At 61.8% G+C, this 15,676-nt stretch carries 14 protein-coding genes; 7 read left to right on the plus strand and 7 right to left on the minus strand.

The window, feature by feature from the left end; translation table 11 throughout:
- The first annotated feature begins 3 nt into the window (after positions 1–3).
- Both LAB08_RS10715 and LAB08_RS10720 read left to right on the plus strand, forming a co-directional pair.
- A complete protein-coding gene (locus LAB08_RS10715) occupies positions 4–351 on the plus strand; it encodes a hypothetical protein (RefSeq protein WP_096512231.1) in 348 nt (115 codons plus the stop codon).
- Positions 352–1,104: 753 nt separating this feature from the next.
- Positions 1,105–1,461: a DUF6124 family protein gene (locus LAB08_RS10720; protein ID WP_096512230.1), complete on the plus strand. Its 357-nt coding sequence runs from the start codon at positions 1,105–1,107 to the stop codon at positions 1,459–1,461.
- Positions 1,462–1,540: 79 nt separating this feature from the next.
- Here LAB08_RS10720 and katG read toward each other — a convergent pair whose 3' ends face one another.
- A complete protein-coding gene (gene katG, locus LAB08_RS10725; protein ID WP_096512229.1) occupies positions 1,541–3,796 on the minus strand; it encodes a catalase/peroxidase HPI in 2,256 nt (751 codons plus the stop codon).
- Between the two features lie 400 nt (positions 3,797–4,196).
- Between katG and LAB08_RS10730 the strand changes: the two genes are divergently transcribed.
- The gene (locus tag LAB08_RS10730) at positions 4,197–5,324 is read left to right on the plus strand and encodes a GGDEF domain-containing protein (protein ID WP_096512228.1); all 1,128 of its coding nucleotides are present in this window, start codon (positions 4,197–4,199) and stop codon (positions 5,322–5,324) included.
- 233 nt (positions 5,325–5,557) lie between these two features.
- On the opposite strand, the gene LAB08_RS10735 is transcribed toward LAB08_RS10730, so the two are convergent.
- Complete coding sequence (locus LAB08_RS10735; RefSeq protein ID WP_096512227.1) at positions 5,558–6,811, minus strand: epoxide hydrolase family protein; 1,254 nt, start codon at positions 6,809–6,811, stop codon at positions 5,558–5,560.
- Between the two features lie 199 nt (positions 6,812–7,010).
- On the opposite strand from LAB08_RS10735, the gene LAB08_RS10740 reads away from it, so the two are divergent.
- The 4 genes from LAB08_RS10740 (at position 7,011) to LAB08_RS10755 (ending at position 9,620) form a co-directional block, all read left to right on the plus strand.
- On the plus strand, positions 7,011–7,286 hold the full coding sequence (locus LAB08_RS10740) for a metal/formaldehyde-sensitive transcriptional repressor (RefSeq protein WP_096512226.1): 276 nt from the start codon (positions 7,011–7,013) through the stop codon (positions 7,284–7,286).
- 8 nt (positions 7,287–7,294) lie between these two features.
- Positions 7,295–8,431, plus strand: a complete 1,137-nt coding sequence (locus LAB08_RS10745) for a nickel/cobalt efflux transporter (protein ID WP_096512225.1) — start codon at positions 7,295–7,297, stop codon at positions 8,429–8,431.
- Positions 8,432–8,526: 95 nt separating this feature from the next.
- Positions 8,527–8,934 carry an antitoxin Xre-like helix-turn-helix domain-containing protein gene (locus LAB08_RS10750; RefSeq protein WP_096512224.1) on the plus strand — a complete coding sequence of 136 codons (408 nt, stop codon included), beginning with the start codon at positions 8,527–8,529 and terminating at the stop codon, positions 8,932–8,934.
- On the plus strand, positions 8,928–9,620 hold the full coding sequence (locus LAB08_RS10755; RefSeq protein WP_096512223.1) for an RES family NAD+ phosphorylase: 693 nt from the start codon (positions 8,928–8,930) through the stop codon (positions 9,618–9,620). The genes LAB08_RS10750 and LAB08_RS10755 overlap by 7 nt, the downstream gene beginning before the upstream one ends.
- 2 nt (positions 9,621–9,622) lie before the next feature.
- On the opposite strand, the gene phnE is transcribed toward LAB08_RS10755, so the two are convergent.
- The 5 genes from phnE to LAB08_RS10780 all read right to left on the minus strand — a co-directional run bounded on the left by phnE (position 9,623) and on the right by LAB08_RS10780 (position 15,606).
- Entirely contained in the window at positions 9,623–10,390 is a 768-nt protein-coding gene (phnE, locus tag LAB08_RS10760; protein ID WP_096512222.1) for a phosphonate ABC transporter, permease protein PhnE, read from the minus strand.
- Positions 10,387–11,214 carry a PhnE/PtxC family ABC transporter permease gene (locus LAB08_RS10765; protein ID WP_096512221.1) on the minus strand — a complete coding sequence of 276 codons (828 nt, stop codon included), beginning with the start codon at positions 11,212–11,214 and terminating at the stop codon, positions 10,387–10,389. The genes phnE and LAB08_RS10765 overlap by 4 nt, the downstream gene beginning before the upstream one ends.
- Positions 11,208–12,005 (minus strand): phosphonate ABC transporter ATP-binding protein, encoded by a 798-nt coding sequence (locus LAB08_RS10770; RefSeq protein WP_096512220.1) that lies wholly within the window; start codon positions 12,003–12,005, stop codon positions 11,208–11,210. Before LAB08_RS10770 ends, LAB08_RS10765 begins: the two co-directional genes overlap by 7 nt.
- Positions 12,002–12,853 (minus strand): putative selenate ABC transporter substrate-binding protein, encoded by an 852-nt coding sequence (locus LAB08_RS10775; protein ID WP_096512219.1) that lies wholly within the window; start codon positions 12,851–12,853, stop codon positions 12,002–12,004. The genes LAB08_RS10770 and LAB08_RS10775 overlap by 4 nt, the downstream gene beginning before the upstream one ends.
- Before the next feature lie 626 nt (positions 12,854–13,479).
- On the minus strand, positions 13,480–15,606 hold the full coding sequence (locus LAB08_RS10780) for a TonB-dependent receptor family protein (RefSeq protein WP_096512218.1): 2,127 nt from the start codon (positions 15,604–15,606) through the stop codon (positions 13,480–13,482).
- Positions 15,607–15,676 lie beyond the last annotated feature (70 nt).

Here is a 15,676-nt window from a genome sequence, read left to right on the forward strand (position 1 = left end):
GTGATGAAAGGACTGCTTATTTTCGCCGCGATCATCGAGGCAGCCACTGGCGTAGCGTTGATACTTGTCCCGTCGCTGGTCGGGCAACTTCTGCTTGGCATCGAACTAACGGGCGTCATTGTCCGCGTGGCCGGCATTGCCCTCATCGCATTGGCCATCACCTGCTGGCCCGGACCAGCAATGCTCGGCATGTTGATCTATAACGCAGCCGCTACGCTTTATCTCGCCTACGTTGGTTTTTCGGGAGATTCGCGTGGGGTTCTATTGTGGCCAGTGGTCGTCTTGCACGGGATCATGACGGTTCTTTTGATTCGAGCAATGACAAGCGAGAGAAGGAACTCACAGACATAGTCAACGCCTGGCCATATGCGTTTTCAGGCGTTGAAGGGGCATGCTTATCTACTCCTTGTCGGTTGCAGTAATCCTGATGATTCGAAGCCAGGGCAACAGTTCAACGACTGCTTTTGGCCGTTTCTGCCTGTCGCGAGGGGCAGAAAACGACCGAACGGGGTAGTCACTACACATCGGCGGTCCCGCTCCTCAATACGCAGAAGGCGCTCATGTGAAGATCAAGCCCTCGCCTGGTACATCTCACACACTTACTGGTCTTCTACGCTGCTCCAGCTTCAGATTATTTTGCCTTGATGCATCACAAAGATTACCGCGACTTCTTTTCACTCGCCTTGAGGTGATTGGACGATTTTCGCGAGCGAACTCGCTCCTGCAGTCAGGGCGTTCATCTACTTTTTAAACATCATCAGAAGCCGCGTGTTTAACGGGTCTCACGCTCATTTCCTGAAAGCTACAAAGCCTTGCGTCGTTGCCTACGGTTACGCCAGAATCCGCCGGCTTGTGCGCCTGGGACCCGGGTTCTATCGTTTGCCGGTCGCTGAAAACAGCGATCGGGTTTGGTAGCCCGGTTTTTTCAGGTGCGCAGTGCTGCCTTTTGCAGAGGCTGATTCAACTCTGCTTTTATGGTGGCCGTGCGCAGGGCGTCTTCGGATGCGCCGGGTTCCTGGACCGGTCTACCAACCTGTGTATGGCCACCACCCTCGTTTGGTAGCGAAGGATGGTGACTCCTCATTCTTTCCAGGAGCTTCATCCATGTTCAAACCAACACCCAATCCCCCGGACACCGCCCCCACATCTCCTTACGACCCCGATTCCAAAAAATTCAACGAAGCCGCCGAACGCGCCCTCGATTTCCACTTCCCCTCGACCGCCGACATCAAAGCCACCCCGCGTACACCCAGCACCCTGTTTACCGTGAACCCGGAGACCACGATCGAAACCCTGATGGTGTATCTGGTCGAGACGCTGGCTTCGGTGGATGTCATGGTCCATCAGTTGGTGGATCATCTGGACGGTGGATCGCGCAATGCGCTGCTGGGGATTTCCAACAGCATCATGTTGGCGGAGATCACGGCGAATCGGGTGCTGGATCAGATTGATCCCTTGTAGAAGCTGTCGTCAGGTCCGAGAAATAAAATGGCCACCCAGGCATTGAATGCCGGGGTGGCCATTGGTCCTGCCTGCTATTTCACTTCAGGTCAAAGCGATCCAGATTCATCACCTTGGTCCACGCCGCCACAAAGTCCTTCACGAATTTCTCCTTGTTGTCGGAACTGGCATAGAACTCCGCCAGGGCCCGCAGTTGTGCGTTGGAGCCGAAGACCAGGTCCACGCGGCTGGCGGTCCATTTTGGCTGGCCGGTCTTGCGGTCGCGACCTTCGAATTCCTCATTGGTGTCCGAGGTGGGTTTCCATTCCACGCCCATGTCCAGCAGGTTGGTAAAGAAGTCGTTGGTCAACGCGCCCTTGCGGGTGGTGAAGACGCCGTGGGCGGTTTGTCCGACGTTAGTGTCGAGCACGCGCAGACCGCCAATCAGCGCGGTCATTTCCGGTGCAGTCAGGGTCAGCAACTGCGCCTTGTCGATCAACAAGTGCTCGGCCGTTACGCGGTAACGGGTTTTCAGGTAGTTGCGGAAGCCATCGGCGATGGGTTCGAGGAAGCCGAAAGACTCGACGTCCGTCTGTTCCTGGCTCGCGTCCATCCGCCCCGGCGTGAAAGGCACCGTGACGGTTTGCCCGGCATTTTTCGCCGCCTGTTCGACGCCGGCACATCCGGCCAGCACGATCAGGTCCGCCAGCGAGATTTTCTTGCCGCCGGCGTTGAACTCCTTCTGGATGCCTTCGAGTTTCGCCAGTACGTTGGCCAGTTGCCCGGGCTGGTTGGCGGCCCAGGACTTCTGTGGCTCCAGGCGCAGCCGTCCACCGTTGGCCCCGCCGCGTTTGTCGGAACCACGGAAGGTAGAAGCTGCCGCCCAAGCCGTTGAAACAAGCTGCGAGACCGACAGGCCCGAAGCCAGCACTTTGCTTTTGAGCGCAGCGACGTCACTGTCGTTGACCAGGGCATGGTCGACCTTCGGAATCGGGTCTTGCCACAGCAGTTCCTCGTTGGGCATTTCCGGGCCGAGGTAGCGCGAGAGTGGCCCCATGTCACGGTGAATCAGTTTGTACCAGGCGCGGGCGAAGGCGTCGGCCAGCTGATCCGGGTTTTGCAGGAAACGGCGTGAAATCGGCTCGTAGATCGGGTCGAAGCGCAGGGCCAGGTCGGTGGTCAGCATGGTTGGGTTGCGGCGTTTGGACGGGTCGTGGGCGTCCGGAATAATGCCGGCACCCGCACCGTTTTTCGGAACCCACTGGTTTGCGCCGGCCGGGCTTTTTGAGAGTTCCCATTCGAAGCCGAACACGTTCTCCAGAAAGTTGTTGCTCCACTTGGTCGGCGTTGTGGTCCAGGTCACTTCCAGGCCGCTGGTGATGGTGTCGGCGCCTTTACCGGTGCCAAAGCTGTTTTTCCAGCCCAGCCCCTGCAGCTCCAGGCCCGCGGCTTCCGGTTCGGCCCCGACGTTATCGGCAGGACCGGCACCGTGGGTTTTACCGAAGGCGTGACCGCCGGCGATCAGCGCCACGGTTTCTTCGTCATTCATGGCCATCCGGCCGAACGTCTCGCGGATGTCCAGGCCGGCGGCGACCGGATCGGGATTGCCCTCCGGACCTTCCGGGTTCACATAGATCAGACCCATCTGCACGGCGGCCAACGGGTTTTCCAGGTTACGGCCCTGGTCGGTACGGCTGTCCTCGTTTTTCCCGGGTTCGGCCACCAGTGGAACATCGCCGGGTGCTTGTACGGGTTTTTGCCCCTTGTCGTAACGGACGTCGCCGCCCAGCCATTTGTTTTCCGAGCCCCAGTACACGTCCTCGTCCGGCTCCCACACGTCCGGACGACCACCGGAGAAGCCAAAGGTCTTGAAGCCCATGGACTCCAGTGCGACGTTGCCGGTGAGCACGATCAGGTCGGCCCAGGAAATGTTGCGGCCGTACTTCTGCTTGATCGGCCAGAGCAGCCGGCGAGCCTTGTCGAGGCTGACGTTGTCCGGCCAGCTGTTGAGCGGCGCGAAGCGTTGCTGGCCGGAACCGGCGCCACCGCGGCCGTCACCGGTGCGGTAAGTGCCGGCGGCATGCCAGGCCATGCGGATGAACAGCGGGCCGTAGTGACCGAAGTCGGCCGGCCACCAGTCTTGCGAGTCGGTCATTAGCGCAGTCAGGTCTCTTTTGACTGCCGCAAAATCCAGCTTCTTGAAGGCTTCGGCGTAGTTGAAGCCCTCGTCCATGGGGTCGGACAAGGACGAGTGCTGGTGCAGGATCTTCAGATTCAGTTGGTTAGGCCACCAGTCGCGGTTCGTTGTGCCACCGCCGGCGGCATGATTGAACGGGCATTTCGATTCATTTGCCATGTCTGAGCTACCCTCGGTCGAGTTCATTCAGCTTTCCGGCCCGGTACGGGCCTGCAATAGAAGCGAGCGGAATCAATGACTCAGGTTTGCGGACCCGCTTTTCGATCCTCTGATCGATGCGGTCACGCGGGCATTGCTGTCAGTGGCAATCAAATTGCCATCATGACGGCCCACACTACGCCTGGTCAGTTTCTGACTCATTCTTATCTTCGCATCAGGTCTGTGCCGGCCAGACTTCGCCGACGCCAGTAAGGCTAGACCCCGATTGGCAAGTCAGCTAATAGCGCGAGTATTGATTGCCGATAGGCGAAATCTTTCAAGCGAGCACAGAGTTTTGCAGGCGCTCGTGAACGATGTGCCACAATAGTTCACGTCACCGCAGCATTATCAGGCGAACACTATGGATGGCCTTGGATTTCGGCACGAGCAGGAACGCTTCATCGCCCAGCAGGTGCGTACAGACCGATTGCAACAGCTGTTTCGCCAATCGGTAACAGCGGTTTTTGGCAGTTTCCTCGCGCTGGTCATGCTGTGCTGGCTGTGCTGGGAACGTTTCGACCATACCGTCGTTGCCTGGTGGGTGGCCCTGCTGACGGCCTCGACGCTGGTGCGCATCACGATGTTCCTGGTCTATTTCCACAGCCCGGAAGCGGCGCGCACACCGCAACGCTGGGAACGCATCTACCTGGTCACCCTGGTGCTGTCCGCCGGCATCTGGGGTGGGGGCGCGCTGGCGGTCATGCCGGCCAACGACCTGTTGGCCCAGGCGCTGGTCATGTTGTTTACCGTCGGTATGTCCGTCAGCGCGGTGTCCTGCTACTCGGCCTATCGCTACATGACGGTGGTGTCCATCGCGCTGGTGTTGTTGCCCTGTACCCTCTGGCTGTTGTTCCAGTCGTCGACCCTTCAGCTCGGCATGGGCCTGGCGGTCCTGGTGTTCGCGTCCTTTGTGTGCAGCGCGACGCGCAAGCTGTCCGATGCCCTGGAAACGGCGTTCCGCCTGACCCGTGAAATGGAGTTGGCGCACAGCATTTCCACCCGCGCCGCACAAACCGATGAACTGACGGGCCTGAAAAATCGCCGGGCGTTTTTCGAACATGCCCAGCGCCTCTATAACCATTGCCAGAACTATCAGTTGCCGCTGTGTGCGGTGATGCTGGACATGGATCACTTCAAACACATCAACGACACCTATGGGCATCAGGTCGGCGACCAGGTGTTGCGGCAAATGGGGGTGGTGATCTGCCGGTCATTTCGCGAAACCGACGTGTACGGACGGCTGGGTGGCGAGGAATTTGCGGTGCTACTGCCGGAAACGTCTCTTGAGACCGCGCAGAACATTGCCGAGGAACTGGTGCACTCCATTGCCGGGCTGATGACCGGGCCGGTGCACTGCATAACGGCCAGCGTCGGGGTGGCGGCCATGGATTCCAGTGACAAGGATCTGCATGGTTTGATGAGCAATGCCGATAGAGCGCTGTATCGGGCCAAGGCCCGGGGGCGTAATCAGGTTGTGGTGTCGGAGTAGGAGCAAGCTTGCTCCGGGCGGCGCTCCGACGAAAAAACCTGGACAAGGCGATCATTCAGACAGCACGCGTTATCGTTGTCGTCCATCGCGAGCAGGCTCGCTCCCACAGGAGATTACGATCAACTGTGGGAGCGAGCCTGCTCGCGAAGGGGCCCTGTCAGACGACATCATGGGGGGATGCCAGGCCGTATTCGCGAACAGGTTCGCTCCCACATTTGGATTTTTGCCATCCCTCAACGCAACGAACGGAACGCCGTGCGCACTTCTTCGGTAAACAGCTGTGGCTGTTCCCAGGCAGCAAAATGGCCACCTTTTTCGGCCTGGCGAAAGTAAATCAGGTTTTTGTAGGCGCGCCGGGCCCAGCTCTCCGGCGGGCAATAGACGTCGTCCGGAAACACTGTTATCGCCACCGGCAGCGAGATCTCGGCGGTCTTCTGGGCGCTGGCCGACAGTGGGCTGCGTCCCTTGTTTTCCCAGTACAGCCGGGCTGACGAAGCACCGCTGTTGGTCAGCCAGTACAGGGTGATGTCGTCCAGCACTTGATCCCGGGTCGGTGACTGTTGCGGGTCAGCGCCGTAACGCCATCGGGAAAACCCCGGGTGCACCAGCAGGAACGCGGCGAGGGCCACCGGGGAGTCCGCCACGCCGTAGCCGATTGCCTGAGGTCGGGCAGCCATCATGGCGCTGTAGGCCAGGTTGCCCTGTTTGATCAAGGCGGCCACGGCCTCGTAGGTCGCGCGTTCCTGGGCGGAAAACTCCGCCGGTGCGGGCCCGGCAACTGCCAGCGCAGCACCCGTTTCGGGTGGTATCGTCGCCGGCAGATTAAGGTGAATGCCGCGCAACCCCGGCGGCGCCTGACGCGCCATGGCGCCGGTGATCGGCCCGCCCCAGTCGCCTCCCTGGGCGACGTACCGCGGGTAACCGAGGCGCTGCATCAATTGCGCCCAGACCTGTGCAACGCGATCCGGATCCCAGCCGGTGCCACCGGGCTTGCCCGAAAAGCCGTAGCCGGGAATGGAGGGGATCACCAGGTCAAAGGCATCGCCGGCGTTGCCGCCGTGAGCCACAGGGTCGGAGAGGGGACCGATGACCTTGATGAATTCGAACACCGAGCCGGGCCAGCCGTGGGTCATGATCATGGGCAACGCGTTCGGGGACGGCGAGCGTACCCAGATGAAATGGATGTCGACGCCGTCGATGGTCGTGACGAATTGCGGCAAGGCATTGAGCTGCGCTTCGGCCTTGCGCCAGTCGTAATCCGTGCCCCAGTAACGAACCAACGCTTGCAGCTGCGCCAGCTGCGCACCCTGGGACGCATCGTCGACAGTCTCCTTGTCCGGCCAGCGGGTGGCTGCGATGCGCTGGCGCAGGTCGGCCAGTGCCTTCTCCTCGACGGCGACGTGGAAGGGGCGGACGGCGTCATCGGCGAAGGCCGTGAGCAGGGTGCAAAGCCACAGGGCGAGGACGAGCGTGCATCTGGGGTTCATGTTCTTTGTCCCTGAGGCATACGCGAAGAGGTCATTGGTCATCAGCATGGCACGGGGCTAAGGCATGGGTGGGGTGAATAGACGCACGGAACCTTGCCTGGAGTTCTCCGGCGGCAATTCACAAACGCGGACCCTGGGCTTGCGATGGCAATGAATCTGAGTGACCATGCGCGTTATATATAGGTAGGGGGGGTATGGTATGTCTCATGTTCATGGGCAAAAGGATGACTTGCTGAAACGGGTTCGGCGCATTGCCGGGCAGGTACAGGCGATAGAGCGGGCGCTGGAGGCCGATGCGGACTGTGCGAAAACGCTGCACCTGGCGGCTGCTACCCGTGGGGCCATGAACGGGCTGATGGATGAAATCATCGAAGCTCACGCGCATGCACATGTCGCCAATCCTGAGTTGAGTGACGAAGAGCGCGCCAAGGGCGTTGCCGAGTTGCTTGAAGCCATCCGTCGTTATTCGAAGTAGGCCCGGTCATGACAGATTTTGCGGAACTGCTGCAGCAGGGTAGTGCCCATGCGTGGCTCTATTTCCCCAGTGCGATATTGCTGGGTGCGTTGCACGGGCTTGAGCCGGGGCATTCAAAGACCCTGATGGCGGCCTTCATTGTGGCCATCCGTGGTTCGGTCAAACAGGCAGTGTTGTTGGGGCTGGCCGCAACGCTTTCGCACACGGCGGTGGTGTGGCTGGTCGCCATCGGTGGCATGTACCTGGGCGCAGGCTTGAACGCCCGGGCCACCGAGCCTTACTTTCAGCTCGCGTCCGCCGCACTGATCATCCTGATTGCGCTTTGGATGTTATGGCGCACCTGGCGTGGCGAGCGGATGTTCAAGTTCGAGCAAGGCGATGATCACCATCATGGCGAACATGGCCACGATCATCATGATGAAACTCAGCGAATCGATACCGGCCATGGTCGGGTTGAGCTGTCGATTTTCGAAACAGGCATGCCGCCGCACTGGCGTCTGAAAGCATTGAGCGGGCATGCCTGGCCTGCCGCCGACGTGCGTCTGCTGACGACTCGTCCGGACGGCAGCACTCAGGCGTTCTCATTTGTCGAGCAGGGTGGCTGGCTGCAATCGACGACCGATATCCCGGAGCCGCATGAGTTCGACGTTCGCTTGAGTCTTGGGCATGCAGGGCATTCCCATGACTATGACTTGAGTTACCGGGAGCATGCCCACGGGCATGCGCATCCCGACCTGCAAGGCCTGGAGCTGTCGATCGAGGGTTATCAAGACGCCCACGAGCGCGCCCATGCCAATGATATCCGCAGGCGCTTTACCAATCGCGAAGTCACGACTGGCCAGATCATCCTGTTCGGCCTGACGGGGGGGCTGATCCCGTGCCCGGCGGCAATCACTGTTTTGCTGCTTTGCCTTCAGGTCAAGGAAATCGCCCTGGGGGGCATGCTTGTCCTGTGCTTCAGTATCGGCCTGGCGTTGACGCTGGTATCGGTTGGCGCGGCGGCGGCCATTGGTGCCAATCAGGCCGCCAGCCGCTGGCCATGGTTGGGCACGGTGGCTCGTCGTGCGCCTTACCTGTCCAGCGTGTTGATCATCGGCGTTGGGCTGTATGTCGGTGTACAGGGGTGGATCGGGTTGAGTGCCTAGGGTCCGAGGGGGATTGCCGCTGGTCGATGTCATCTTGATCTATGGACTCAACAAGCCTATTTATGAGTCTATGGATCAAAGATGAGAGACCGGACATGCCACTCGCCCTTCAAGTGCAGCAGGGGTTTACCAAGAACCAGTGCGTGACCGGCCTGCGCGCCGCTGTCGGCATACTCGAAAAATGGGCGGCCTCCAGCGAGCAGGCCTGCCACGTCCTGCGCATTTCCCGTAGCACCTACACCCGCGCCAGGCAGCGTGATCCCGACTGGGCCGTGGCCCTGGATGCGGACCAGATGCAGCGCATCAGCTTTGTGCTGAACATTCACGCCACCTTGCGCCTGATCTTCGATAACCCGCAAAACGTCTACGGTTTTGTGTCGATGGCCAACGACAACGAGTTTTTCAACGGGCGGACCCCGCTGGAGATCATGGCCCAGGGGGACATGATCTCGCTGTACGAGACGTTTCGGCGAATCGACGCGCTGCGAGGCGCGCAATGGTGAGGGTCAACCAGCTGCCGGCGTTCGCCGGCGAGTCGCTGCAGGCCTACCGGTTGGTCAATTCGAAGTTTCCGCCGATAGCGATGTTTGATGACGTGGCCGATGCGGACGAATTCGAGGTGTTGTACGAGATCCAGGCGCTCACCAACCCGCGCCTGAAAAACGAGGTCGGGCAACTGGAGTTGATCGCCCGCAGCGAGATCCCGTTCGGTATTCCCGGTTGTTCGTACGCGACCGCGCCCTTTACTCACGTCAACCCGGCGGGATCGCGCTTCAGCGATGGCCGCTTTGGTGTGTTGTACCTGGCCGACTCCATGGAAACGGCGCTGGCCGAGGTGCAGCATCATCAAACGCTGTACTGGTCGAACGTGCACAACCTCAACTATGAGCGCTTTGTTTTTCGGGGTCTGTCCTGTGCTTTTGTCGACAAGGCGATGAAAGACGCGACGGCCATTTCGATCACCGATCCGATCTACGATCCTGACGATTACACCCATTCCCATGGATTCGGCAACGCCATCAGGCAGGCCCGATGCCCCGGCCTGCGTTACCACTCCGTTCGCCGGCAGGGCAGCCATTGCTGGGCGTTGATGACCCCAAGGCCAGTGTTGTCGATTGTCCAGACCGCCCACTACGAGATGATCTGGAACCGGCAGATCACCAGCGTCAACCAGATCAGCGAAGCCTGACGTCAGGCCTTGACCCAGCGCTGTCGGCTCCAGCTGCTCAGCGAGTCGACGGCGAACACCAGCAACAGCATCGCCAGGATCACGGTGCTGGCCTGGGCTTCCTGGAACAGGCTGAGGCTGACATACAACATCTGCCCCAGACCGCCGGCGCCGACGAAGCCGAGCACGCTGGCCATGCGGATATTGTTTTCCCAACGGTACAGGACGTAGGCGAGCAACTGAGGCAACAGGTTGGGCAGGGTGCCGTAACAGAACGCCCACAGGGCGTTGCTGCCTTGCAGGCGGATCGCGTCGGCGGGTTGTGGCGGGGTGTTTTCCAGTGCTTCGGCGAATAACCGGCCGAGCACGCCGGTGGTGTGCAGGGCCAACGCCAGGGTGCCGGCATTCGGGCCGAGCCCGGCGGCCAGGACCATCAACGCGGCCCATACCAGCTCCGGAATCGCCCGCAGGGCGTTGAGCACCAGGCGCGACGCGCTCTTGAACGGCCAGCCGAACCGCCCGGCCGCCGGCAGCGCCAATATCAGACCGAACACCGCCGCGAGCAGGGTACCCAGGGCGGACATGGCCATGGTTTCCAGGGCACCATGGCCGATGGCCTGGAGATGCGCCGGGCTCAGGTCCGGGCTGAGAAAACGCTGCGCATAGGCGCCCATCTGCTTCAGGTTGCCACTGCCGCCCAGTGCGCCGAGGTCGATACCCAGATAGCTGAACGACGCGACCACCGCGACGCCGATGCACAGCAGCAGGGCCAGATTGATCAGGCGATTCATTGCAGTCTCCAGCGCAACAGGCGGCTGAGCTGATCGGCCAGCAGCACCAGTAGCACAAAGGTCAGCAACAGACTGGCCACTTCACCACCGGCGAACATGCGCAGCGACAGGTCCATTTGCTGGCCCAGGCCGCCGGCACCGACGAAGCCCATCACGACTGACGCACGGATGGCGCACTCCCAGCGATACACCGTGTACGACAGCAGTTCCGCCGCGACGTTGGGCAGGATGCCGTAGCAAAACGATGCGAGCCGACCGCTGCCGGCTTGCAGCAGTGCGTGGGCCGGACGCTGGTCCACCGATTCGAAAATCTCTGCATAGACCTTGCCCAACATACCGCTGTAAGTAATGGCGATGGCCAGCACCCCAGCGGTCGGACCAAGACCGACGGCGCGTACGAACAACAGGGCCCAGACGATTTCCGGCACGCTGCGCAGGAAGATCAGCAAGCCACGCACCGGCCAGCGCAGCAGGCGGCCCAGGTAACCGGGACGGCCGGCGCGAGAGGCCGCCGACAGCGACAGCGCCCGACTGGCCAGCAGGCTGGCGGGCACCGCCAACAGCAAGGCCAGGGCCATGCCGGCGGTGGCGATGGCCAGAGTTTGCAAGGTGGCTTGCCACAGCAGCTGGAGGAACTCTTCACCATGGGCTGGTGGCCAGAAGGTTGCCACGAAGCGGCCCATTTCGCTCTGGCTGTCGGTCGCCAGCAACACGCCCAGGTCCAGTTCGCTAAAGCGGATGCCGGGCCACAACAGCGCAAGGGCCAGCAGACTGAGCAGCAGGCGGGGCCAAGTGGCCGGGTCTCGGGAATCGCGGGTCAGCATCGGGGGATCTGCACGCTCAAGGGGGGCGCAGGCGTCGGTGGCGATTGCAGTTGCTCGTTGGCGTAGAGCTTGTCGAGCAGCTCGTGGTCGACTTCGCTGGCCGGCAGGTCGAACAGGATCTGCCCATCACGCAGGCCGATGATCCGCGGAAAATGCGCCAGGGCCAGTTCCACCGCATGCAGGCTGGCGACCAGGGTGACGTTGTGTTCCCGGGCGTGGCGGCAGAGCACCGACAGCGTGTGCCCGGCCAGCACCGGGTCCATGGCCGACACCGGCTCATCGGCCAGCAACACCTCGGGTGCCTGATACAGCACCCGGGCCACGCCGACACGCTGGAGCTGACCCCCGGACAGTTGCTGGCACTGTGCGAACAGCTTGTCACTCAGGTCCAGCCGGGCCAGTGCCGCACGGGCGCCCGGAATGTCCACCGGATGCAGCAGGTTCAGCAGACTGCGGCCCAGGCTCCACTGGCCCAGCTTGCCGGCCAGCACCGCCGTGACGACCCGCTGGCGTGGGGGCAGGGGAGGCGATTGATGCACCAGGCCGATACGGGCGCGCAGGCGCTGGCGCTGACGGGCCGACAACTTCCAGGCGCGTTCGCCCAGGACTTGCAACTCGCCGCTGCCGGGGCGCAGGGCAGTGGCCAGCAGATTGAGCAGGCTCGACTTGCCGGCACCGGACGGACCGATGATGGCGACCTGTTCGCCTGCACCGATGTGCAGGTCCACGTCACGCAGTGCCTGGACGCCATTGGCATGGGTCAGGCTGACCCCGGTCAACTGCAAGGTCATTTGAGCAGGTCGGCGGCGCGTGCGGCTTCCTCGATGCCCTTGTAGTTCTCGGGGCTGGTTTCGATGAAGCGGCTGGCGGCCTGCAGATCCAGGATCTCCTTGTCCGCGGGCTTCGCCGGATCGAGGGCCAGGAAGGCTGCCTTGATTTTGTTGGCGAGCGCCGGATCGAGGGTGCCGCGCACGGTCCAGTTGTAATCGAAGTAGGCCGGAGTGGTGGCGAACACCTTGACCTTGTCGGTGTCGACCTTGCCGGCGGCGACCAGTTTTTCCCACACGCTGGCGTTCAAGACCCCGGCATCGACCTTGCCGGCCTGTACCCAGGCGACCGTGGCGTCGTGGGCACCGGAATAGCCCACGCGACTGAAGTAGCTTTCCGGCTTGATGCCGTCCTTGAGCATGAAATAACGCGGCATCAGACTGCCCGACGTGGAGGACACCGAGCCGAAGGCGAAGGACTTGCCCTTGAGGTCGGCGAGGGATTTGACGTTCGGGTCGGCAGAGATGAATTTGCTGGTGAACTTCGCGTCCTGCTCACGCTGTACCAACGGAATGGCATTGCCGGTTTTCAGGCGGGCCTGCACGAAGGTAAAGCCGCCGAGCCAGGCCAGGTCGATGCGGTCGGTGGCCAGCGCCTCGACCACGGCCGGGTAGTCGCTCACCGGCACGAACTCGACCTTCATGCCCAATTGCTGTTCCAGGTACGCACCCAGCGGCTTGAATTTGCGCAGCAGTTCGGTCGGCGCCTCATCGGGAATTGCGCTGACTTTCAGGGTGTCAGCGGCCTGCGTGAGCACGCTGCAAACAGACAGGGTCAAGCCGATGGCTAATGCCAGGGTACGCTTGAGCATGGAAGTTCTCCGTTTTATTTGCGCAAGTTGGGTCGATGCACTGAGAGGTTAGCCGAAATGACCGTGGGAGCGAGCTTGCCCGGGAAGCGGGCGGCACATCCTACATCATCGTTACCTGACACACCGCTTTCGCTGGCAAAGCCAGCTCCTACGGGGGGCTGTGTTTGTCAGAAATACAGGCGAACATCCCAAATCACTGTAGGAGCTGGCTTGCCAGCGAAGGGGCCGGCACATCCACCATCGTCGATGCCTGACACACCGCTTTCGCTGGCAAAGCCAGCTCCTACAGGGCCGGTGTTGGTCAGGAAAACAGGCGAACATCCCAAATCACTGTAGGAGCTGGCTTGCCAGCGAAGGGGCCGGCACATCCTGCATCATCGTTACCTGACACACCGCTTTCGCTGGCACATTCACCATCACTGATGCCTGACACACCGCTTTCGCTGGCAAAGCCAGCACCTACAGGGCCGGTGTTGGTCAGATAAATAGGCGAACACCCCAAATCACTGTGGGAGCTGGCTTGCCAGCGAAGGGGCCGGTACATCCACCCTCACCGATGCCTGACACATCGCTTTCGCTGGCAAGCCAGCCCCTACAGGGCCTGTGTTGGATGTTCTACCCAGGCCTCAGAGCAGACTCCACGACACCCCGACATAAACGCCCAAACCCTCGCCCGGCGTGGAGCGTGCCGCGTCCAGCCCTTTGTCGTCGTAGCCCGGCGTGACGGTGGCGGCGTAGTGTTTGTCCGTCAGGTTGCGCATGTCCACCCACGTCTGCCAGTCGCCCTTGGGCGCGTTGTAGCCCAGGGTCGCGCCGAACAGGGCATAGGGATCGGCGTAGTAGCTGTTGGCGTAATCCACCGCCACCTTCGACACCAGCTGGGTGTTGAGCGCGGCAAAGAAACCCTGGGGCCAGTCGTAGCGCAGTTCGCCCTGGTAGTAGTGCATCGGCAGTCCCGGCAGGCGGTTGTCGCCGAAGCGGTCGTCGTCGCGGTAGTGGAAGTCACTGAAGGTATAGCTCTGGCGCAAGCTCAACTGGCCGCCATCGGCCCGTGACCACAGGAGACTCTGCAAGCTGGCTTCCACGCCCTGGTGCACGGTGGGGCTGGCGTTGAGCTCGTAGGGCGTGGTGGCGTTGGCATCCGGCAACACCGAGAGCAATTCGTGGCGCACTTGGGCGTAGTACCAGGCCAGGCTCCATTGACCCAGCGTGCTGTCGCCGCGGCCGCCGAGTTCCAGGGTGGTCGCGGTCTGGTTTTGCAGTTCGACCGGATCGCGTTGCGCACCCGTGGCGGGGCCACTGCCGGCCGGGAACCTCTGGTTGGCGCTGTAGATCAGCGACCACGGGTGTGGTGCTTCGACCGAACGGCTGAGATTGCCGAACAATTGCAGGTCAGGGGTCAGTTGATAGCGCAGGCCCACCCGTGGCGCATAGTCCCAGTCGCCCATACTGGTCTTGCCGCCCCCGTCGGGGTAAGTCACCGCGCTTTCACGACGGGTGTAAATGGCAGCGAGGCCGGTGGTCAGCCACAGGTCGTCGGCGATCTCCAGGTCATTGCCAACATGCAGGACGCTGTCCGAGCCCTGGTAGGTGAAGTCGCGAATGTGCGTACCCGGTGCATAGCCGGCGGTGTTGCCGGTGGGGATACGTACAAATTCGCTGGCCCCATCATTGGGCAGGTGTTTGGTCACGCGCAAACCCACCGTACTGTGGCTTTCCAGGCCCCAGAGGGTATCGCGACGCTTGTAGTCGAATGTGCCGCTGACATCCGTGTAGGCCACCTTCAGGCGGTTGGGGCCTTCACGCAAGTCCATGGGATAGTCGTGGTAGACAAGGCCGGTCTGGATGCTTGAGTCGTCATCGAGGTAGAAGGTGGTCTTGTTGCCGATAAAGGTGCTGCCCGGCTGGTCACGGCTGTCGTCCCGCGCTACGTAGGCGGGATTGGCTGCCCGTGGATCGTGTTCGATGGAATGCTTGGTCACCCGCCCGGCGAGGTCGTTGTCGGTCTGGCGGTGGCGCAGATAGAAACGCGTTTCCAGGTTCGGGTTGAAGCGGTAGCCGAAGTTGGCGATGACCCCCTGGCTTTCGCTGGCCGTGTGGTCCTGATAGCCGTCGGAGCGCGCGTCGGTCATGGACAGGTAGTAATCGAAGTCGCCCAGCACCTGCCCGGAGCTGACCTGGCGTTGCTGATAACCGTGGCTGCCCGTCGCGTAGCGCACCTGCAACCTGGGAGCGTCGTAGCCGGTGTGGCTGACGTAATCGATAGCCCCGCCCAGGGCCAGTGCGCCCCTGTCGAATCCGTTGGCACCGCGCAGCACTTCCACATGGTCGAGCCACAGCGGTTCCAGCAACTCATAGGGCGTGCCACCCGGGCCGGTCAGCGGCAGGCCGTCGAGCATCGTGTACAGCCCCGAAGCGTGGGCGCCCGGTGCACGGTTGATCCCCGATCCGCGGATCGAGATCTTGACCCCTTCGTTGCCCGCCGACTGGGCATAAATCCCCGGTTGATAAGCCAGCACATCCTGATTGCTGGCCACGCGGCCCTGCAGGGGACGGCGCATATCCACCACATTGGTACCGCCGGGCACCTGGGCAAGCCGGGCCCTGGCGTCTTCGATGGACGAGTCTTCGTCGCTCCGGTCCTCAGCCCCGATCAGCACCTGTCCCAGTTCCAGGCCTTCGGCCCAGGCGGTGGCCGGACAGACAAGGGCCAGGCCCAACAACGCAGTGGGCAGGGATTTGGGCGAGGGCATTGAGACAACTCCAGACGTACAGAACGGGCAGTGAAGAACTGCGACGCAGGGAGGAACGAAGGAAACACAT

It is taken from the genome of Pseudomonas izuensis (assembly GCF_002356535.2).
GTDB classification, from domain to species: Bacteria; Pseudomonadota; Gammaproteobacteria; order Pseudomonadales; family Pseudomonadaceae; genus Aquipseudomonas; species Aquipseudomonas izuensis.

Coding starts and splice junctions, on each gene's coding strand:
- LAB08_RS10715 (WP_096512231.1), top strand. CDS start 4: ATGAAAGGACTGCTTATTTTCGCCGCGATCATCGAGGCAGCCACTGGC.
- LAB08_RS10720 (WP_096512230.1), top strand. CDS start 1,105: ATGTTCAAACCAACACCCAATCCCCCGGACACCGCCCCCACATCTCCT.
- katG (WP_096512229.1), bottom strand. CDS start 3,796: ATGGCAAATGAATCGAAATGCCCGTTCAATCATGCCGCCGGCGGTGGC.
- LAB08_RS10730 (WP_096512228.1), top strand. CDS start 4,197: ATGGATGGCCTTGGATTTCGGCACGAGCAGGAACGCTTCATCGCCCAG.
- LAB08_RS10735 (WP_096512227.1), bottom strand. CDS start 6,811: ATGAACCCCAGATGCACGCTCGTCCTCGCCCTGTGGCTTTGCACCCTG.
- LAB08_RS10740 (WP_096512226.1), top strand. CDS start 7,011: ATGTCTCATGTTCATGGGCAAAAGGATGACTTGCTGAAACGGGTTCGG.
- LAB08_RS10745 (WP_096512225.1), top strand. CDS start 7,295: ATGACAGATTTTGCGGAACTGCTGCAGCAGGGTAGTGCCCATGCGTGG.
- LAB08_RS10750 (WP_096512224.1), top strand. CDS start 8,527: ATGCCACTCGCCCTTCAAGTGCAGCAGGGGTTTACCAAGAACCAGTGC.
- LAB08_RS10755 (WP_096512223.1), top strand. CDS start 8,928: ATGGTGAGGGTCAACCAGCTGCCGGCGTTCGCCGGCGAGTCGCTGCAG.
- phnE (WP_096512222.1), bottom strand. CDS start 10,390: ATGAATCGCCTGATCAATCTGGCCCTGCTGCTGTGCATCGGCGTCGCG.
- LAB08_RS10765 (WP_096512221.1), bottom strand. CDS start 11,214: ATGCTGACCCGCGATTCCCGAGACCCGGCCACTTGGCCCCGCCTGCTG.
- LAB08_RS10770 (WP_096512220.1), bottom strand. CDS start 12,005: ATGACCTTGCAGTTGACCGGGGTCAGCCTGACCCATGCCAATGGCGTC.
- LAB08_RS10775 (WP_096512219.1), bottom strand. CDS start 12,853: ATGCTCAAGCGTACCCTGGCATTAGCCATCGGCTTGACCCTGTCTGTT.
- LAB08_RS10780 (WP_096512218.1), bottom strand. CDS start 15,606: ATGCCCTCGCCCAAATCCCTGCCCACTGCGTTGTTGGGCCTGGCCCTT.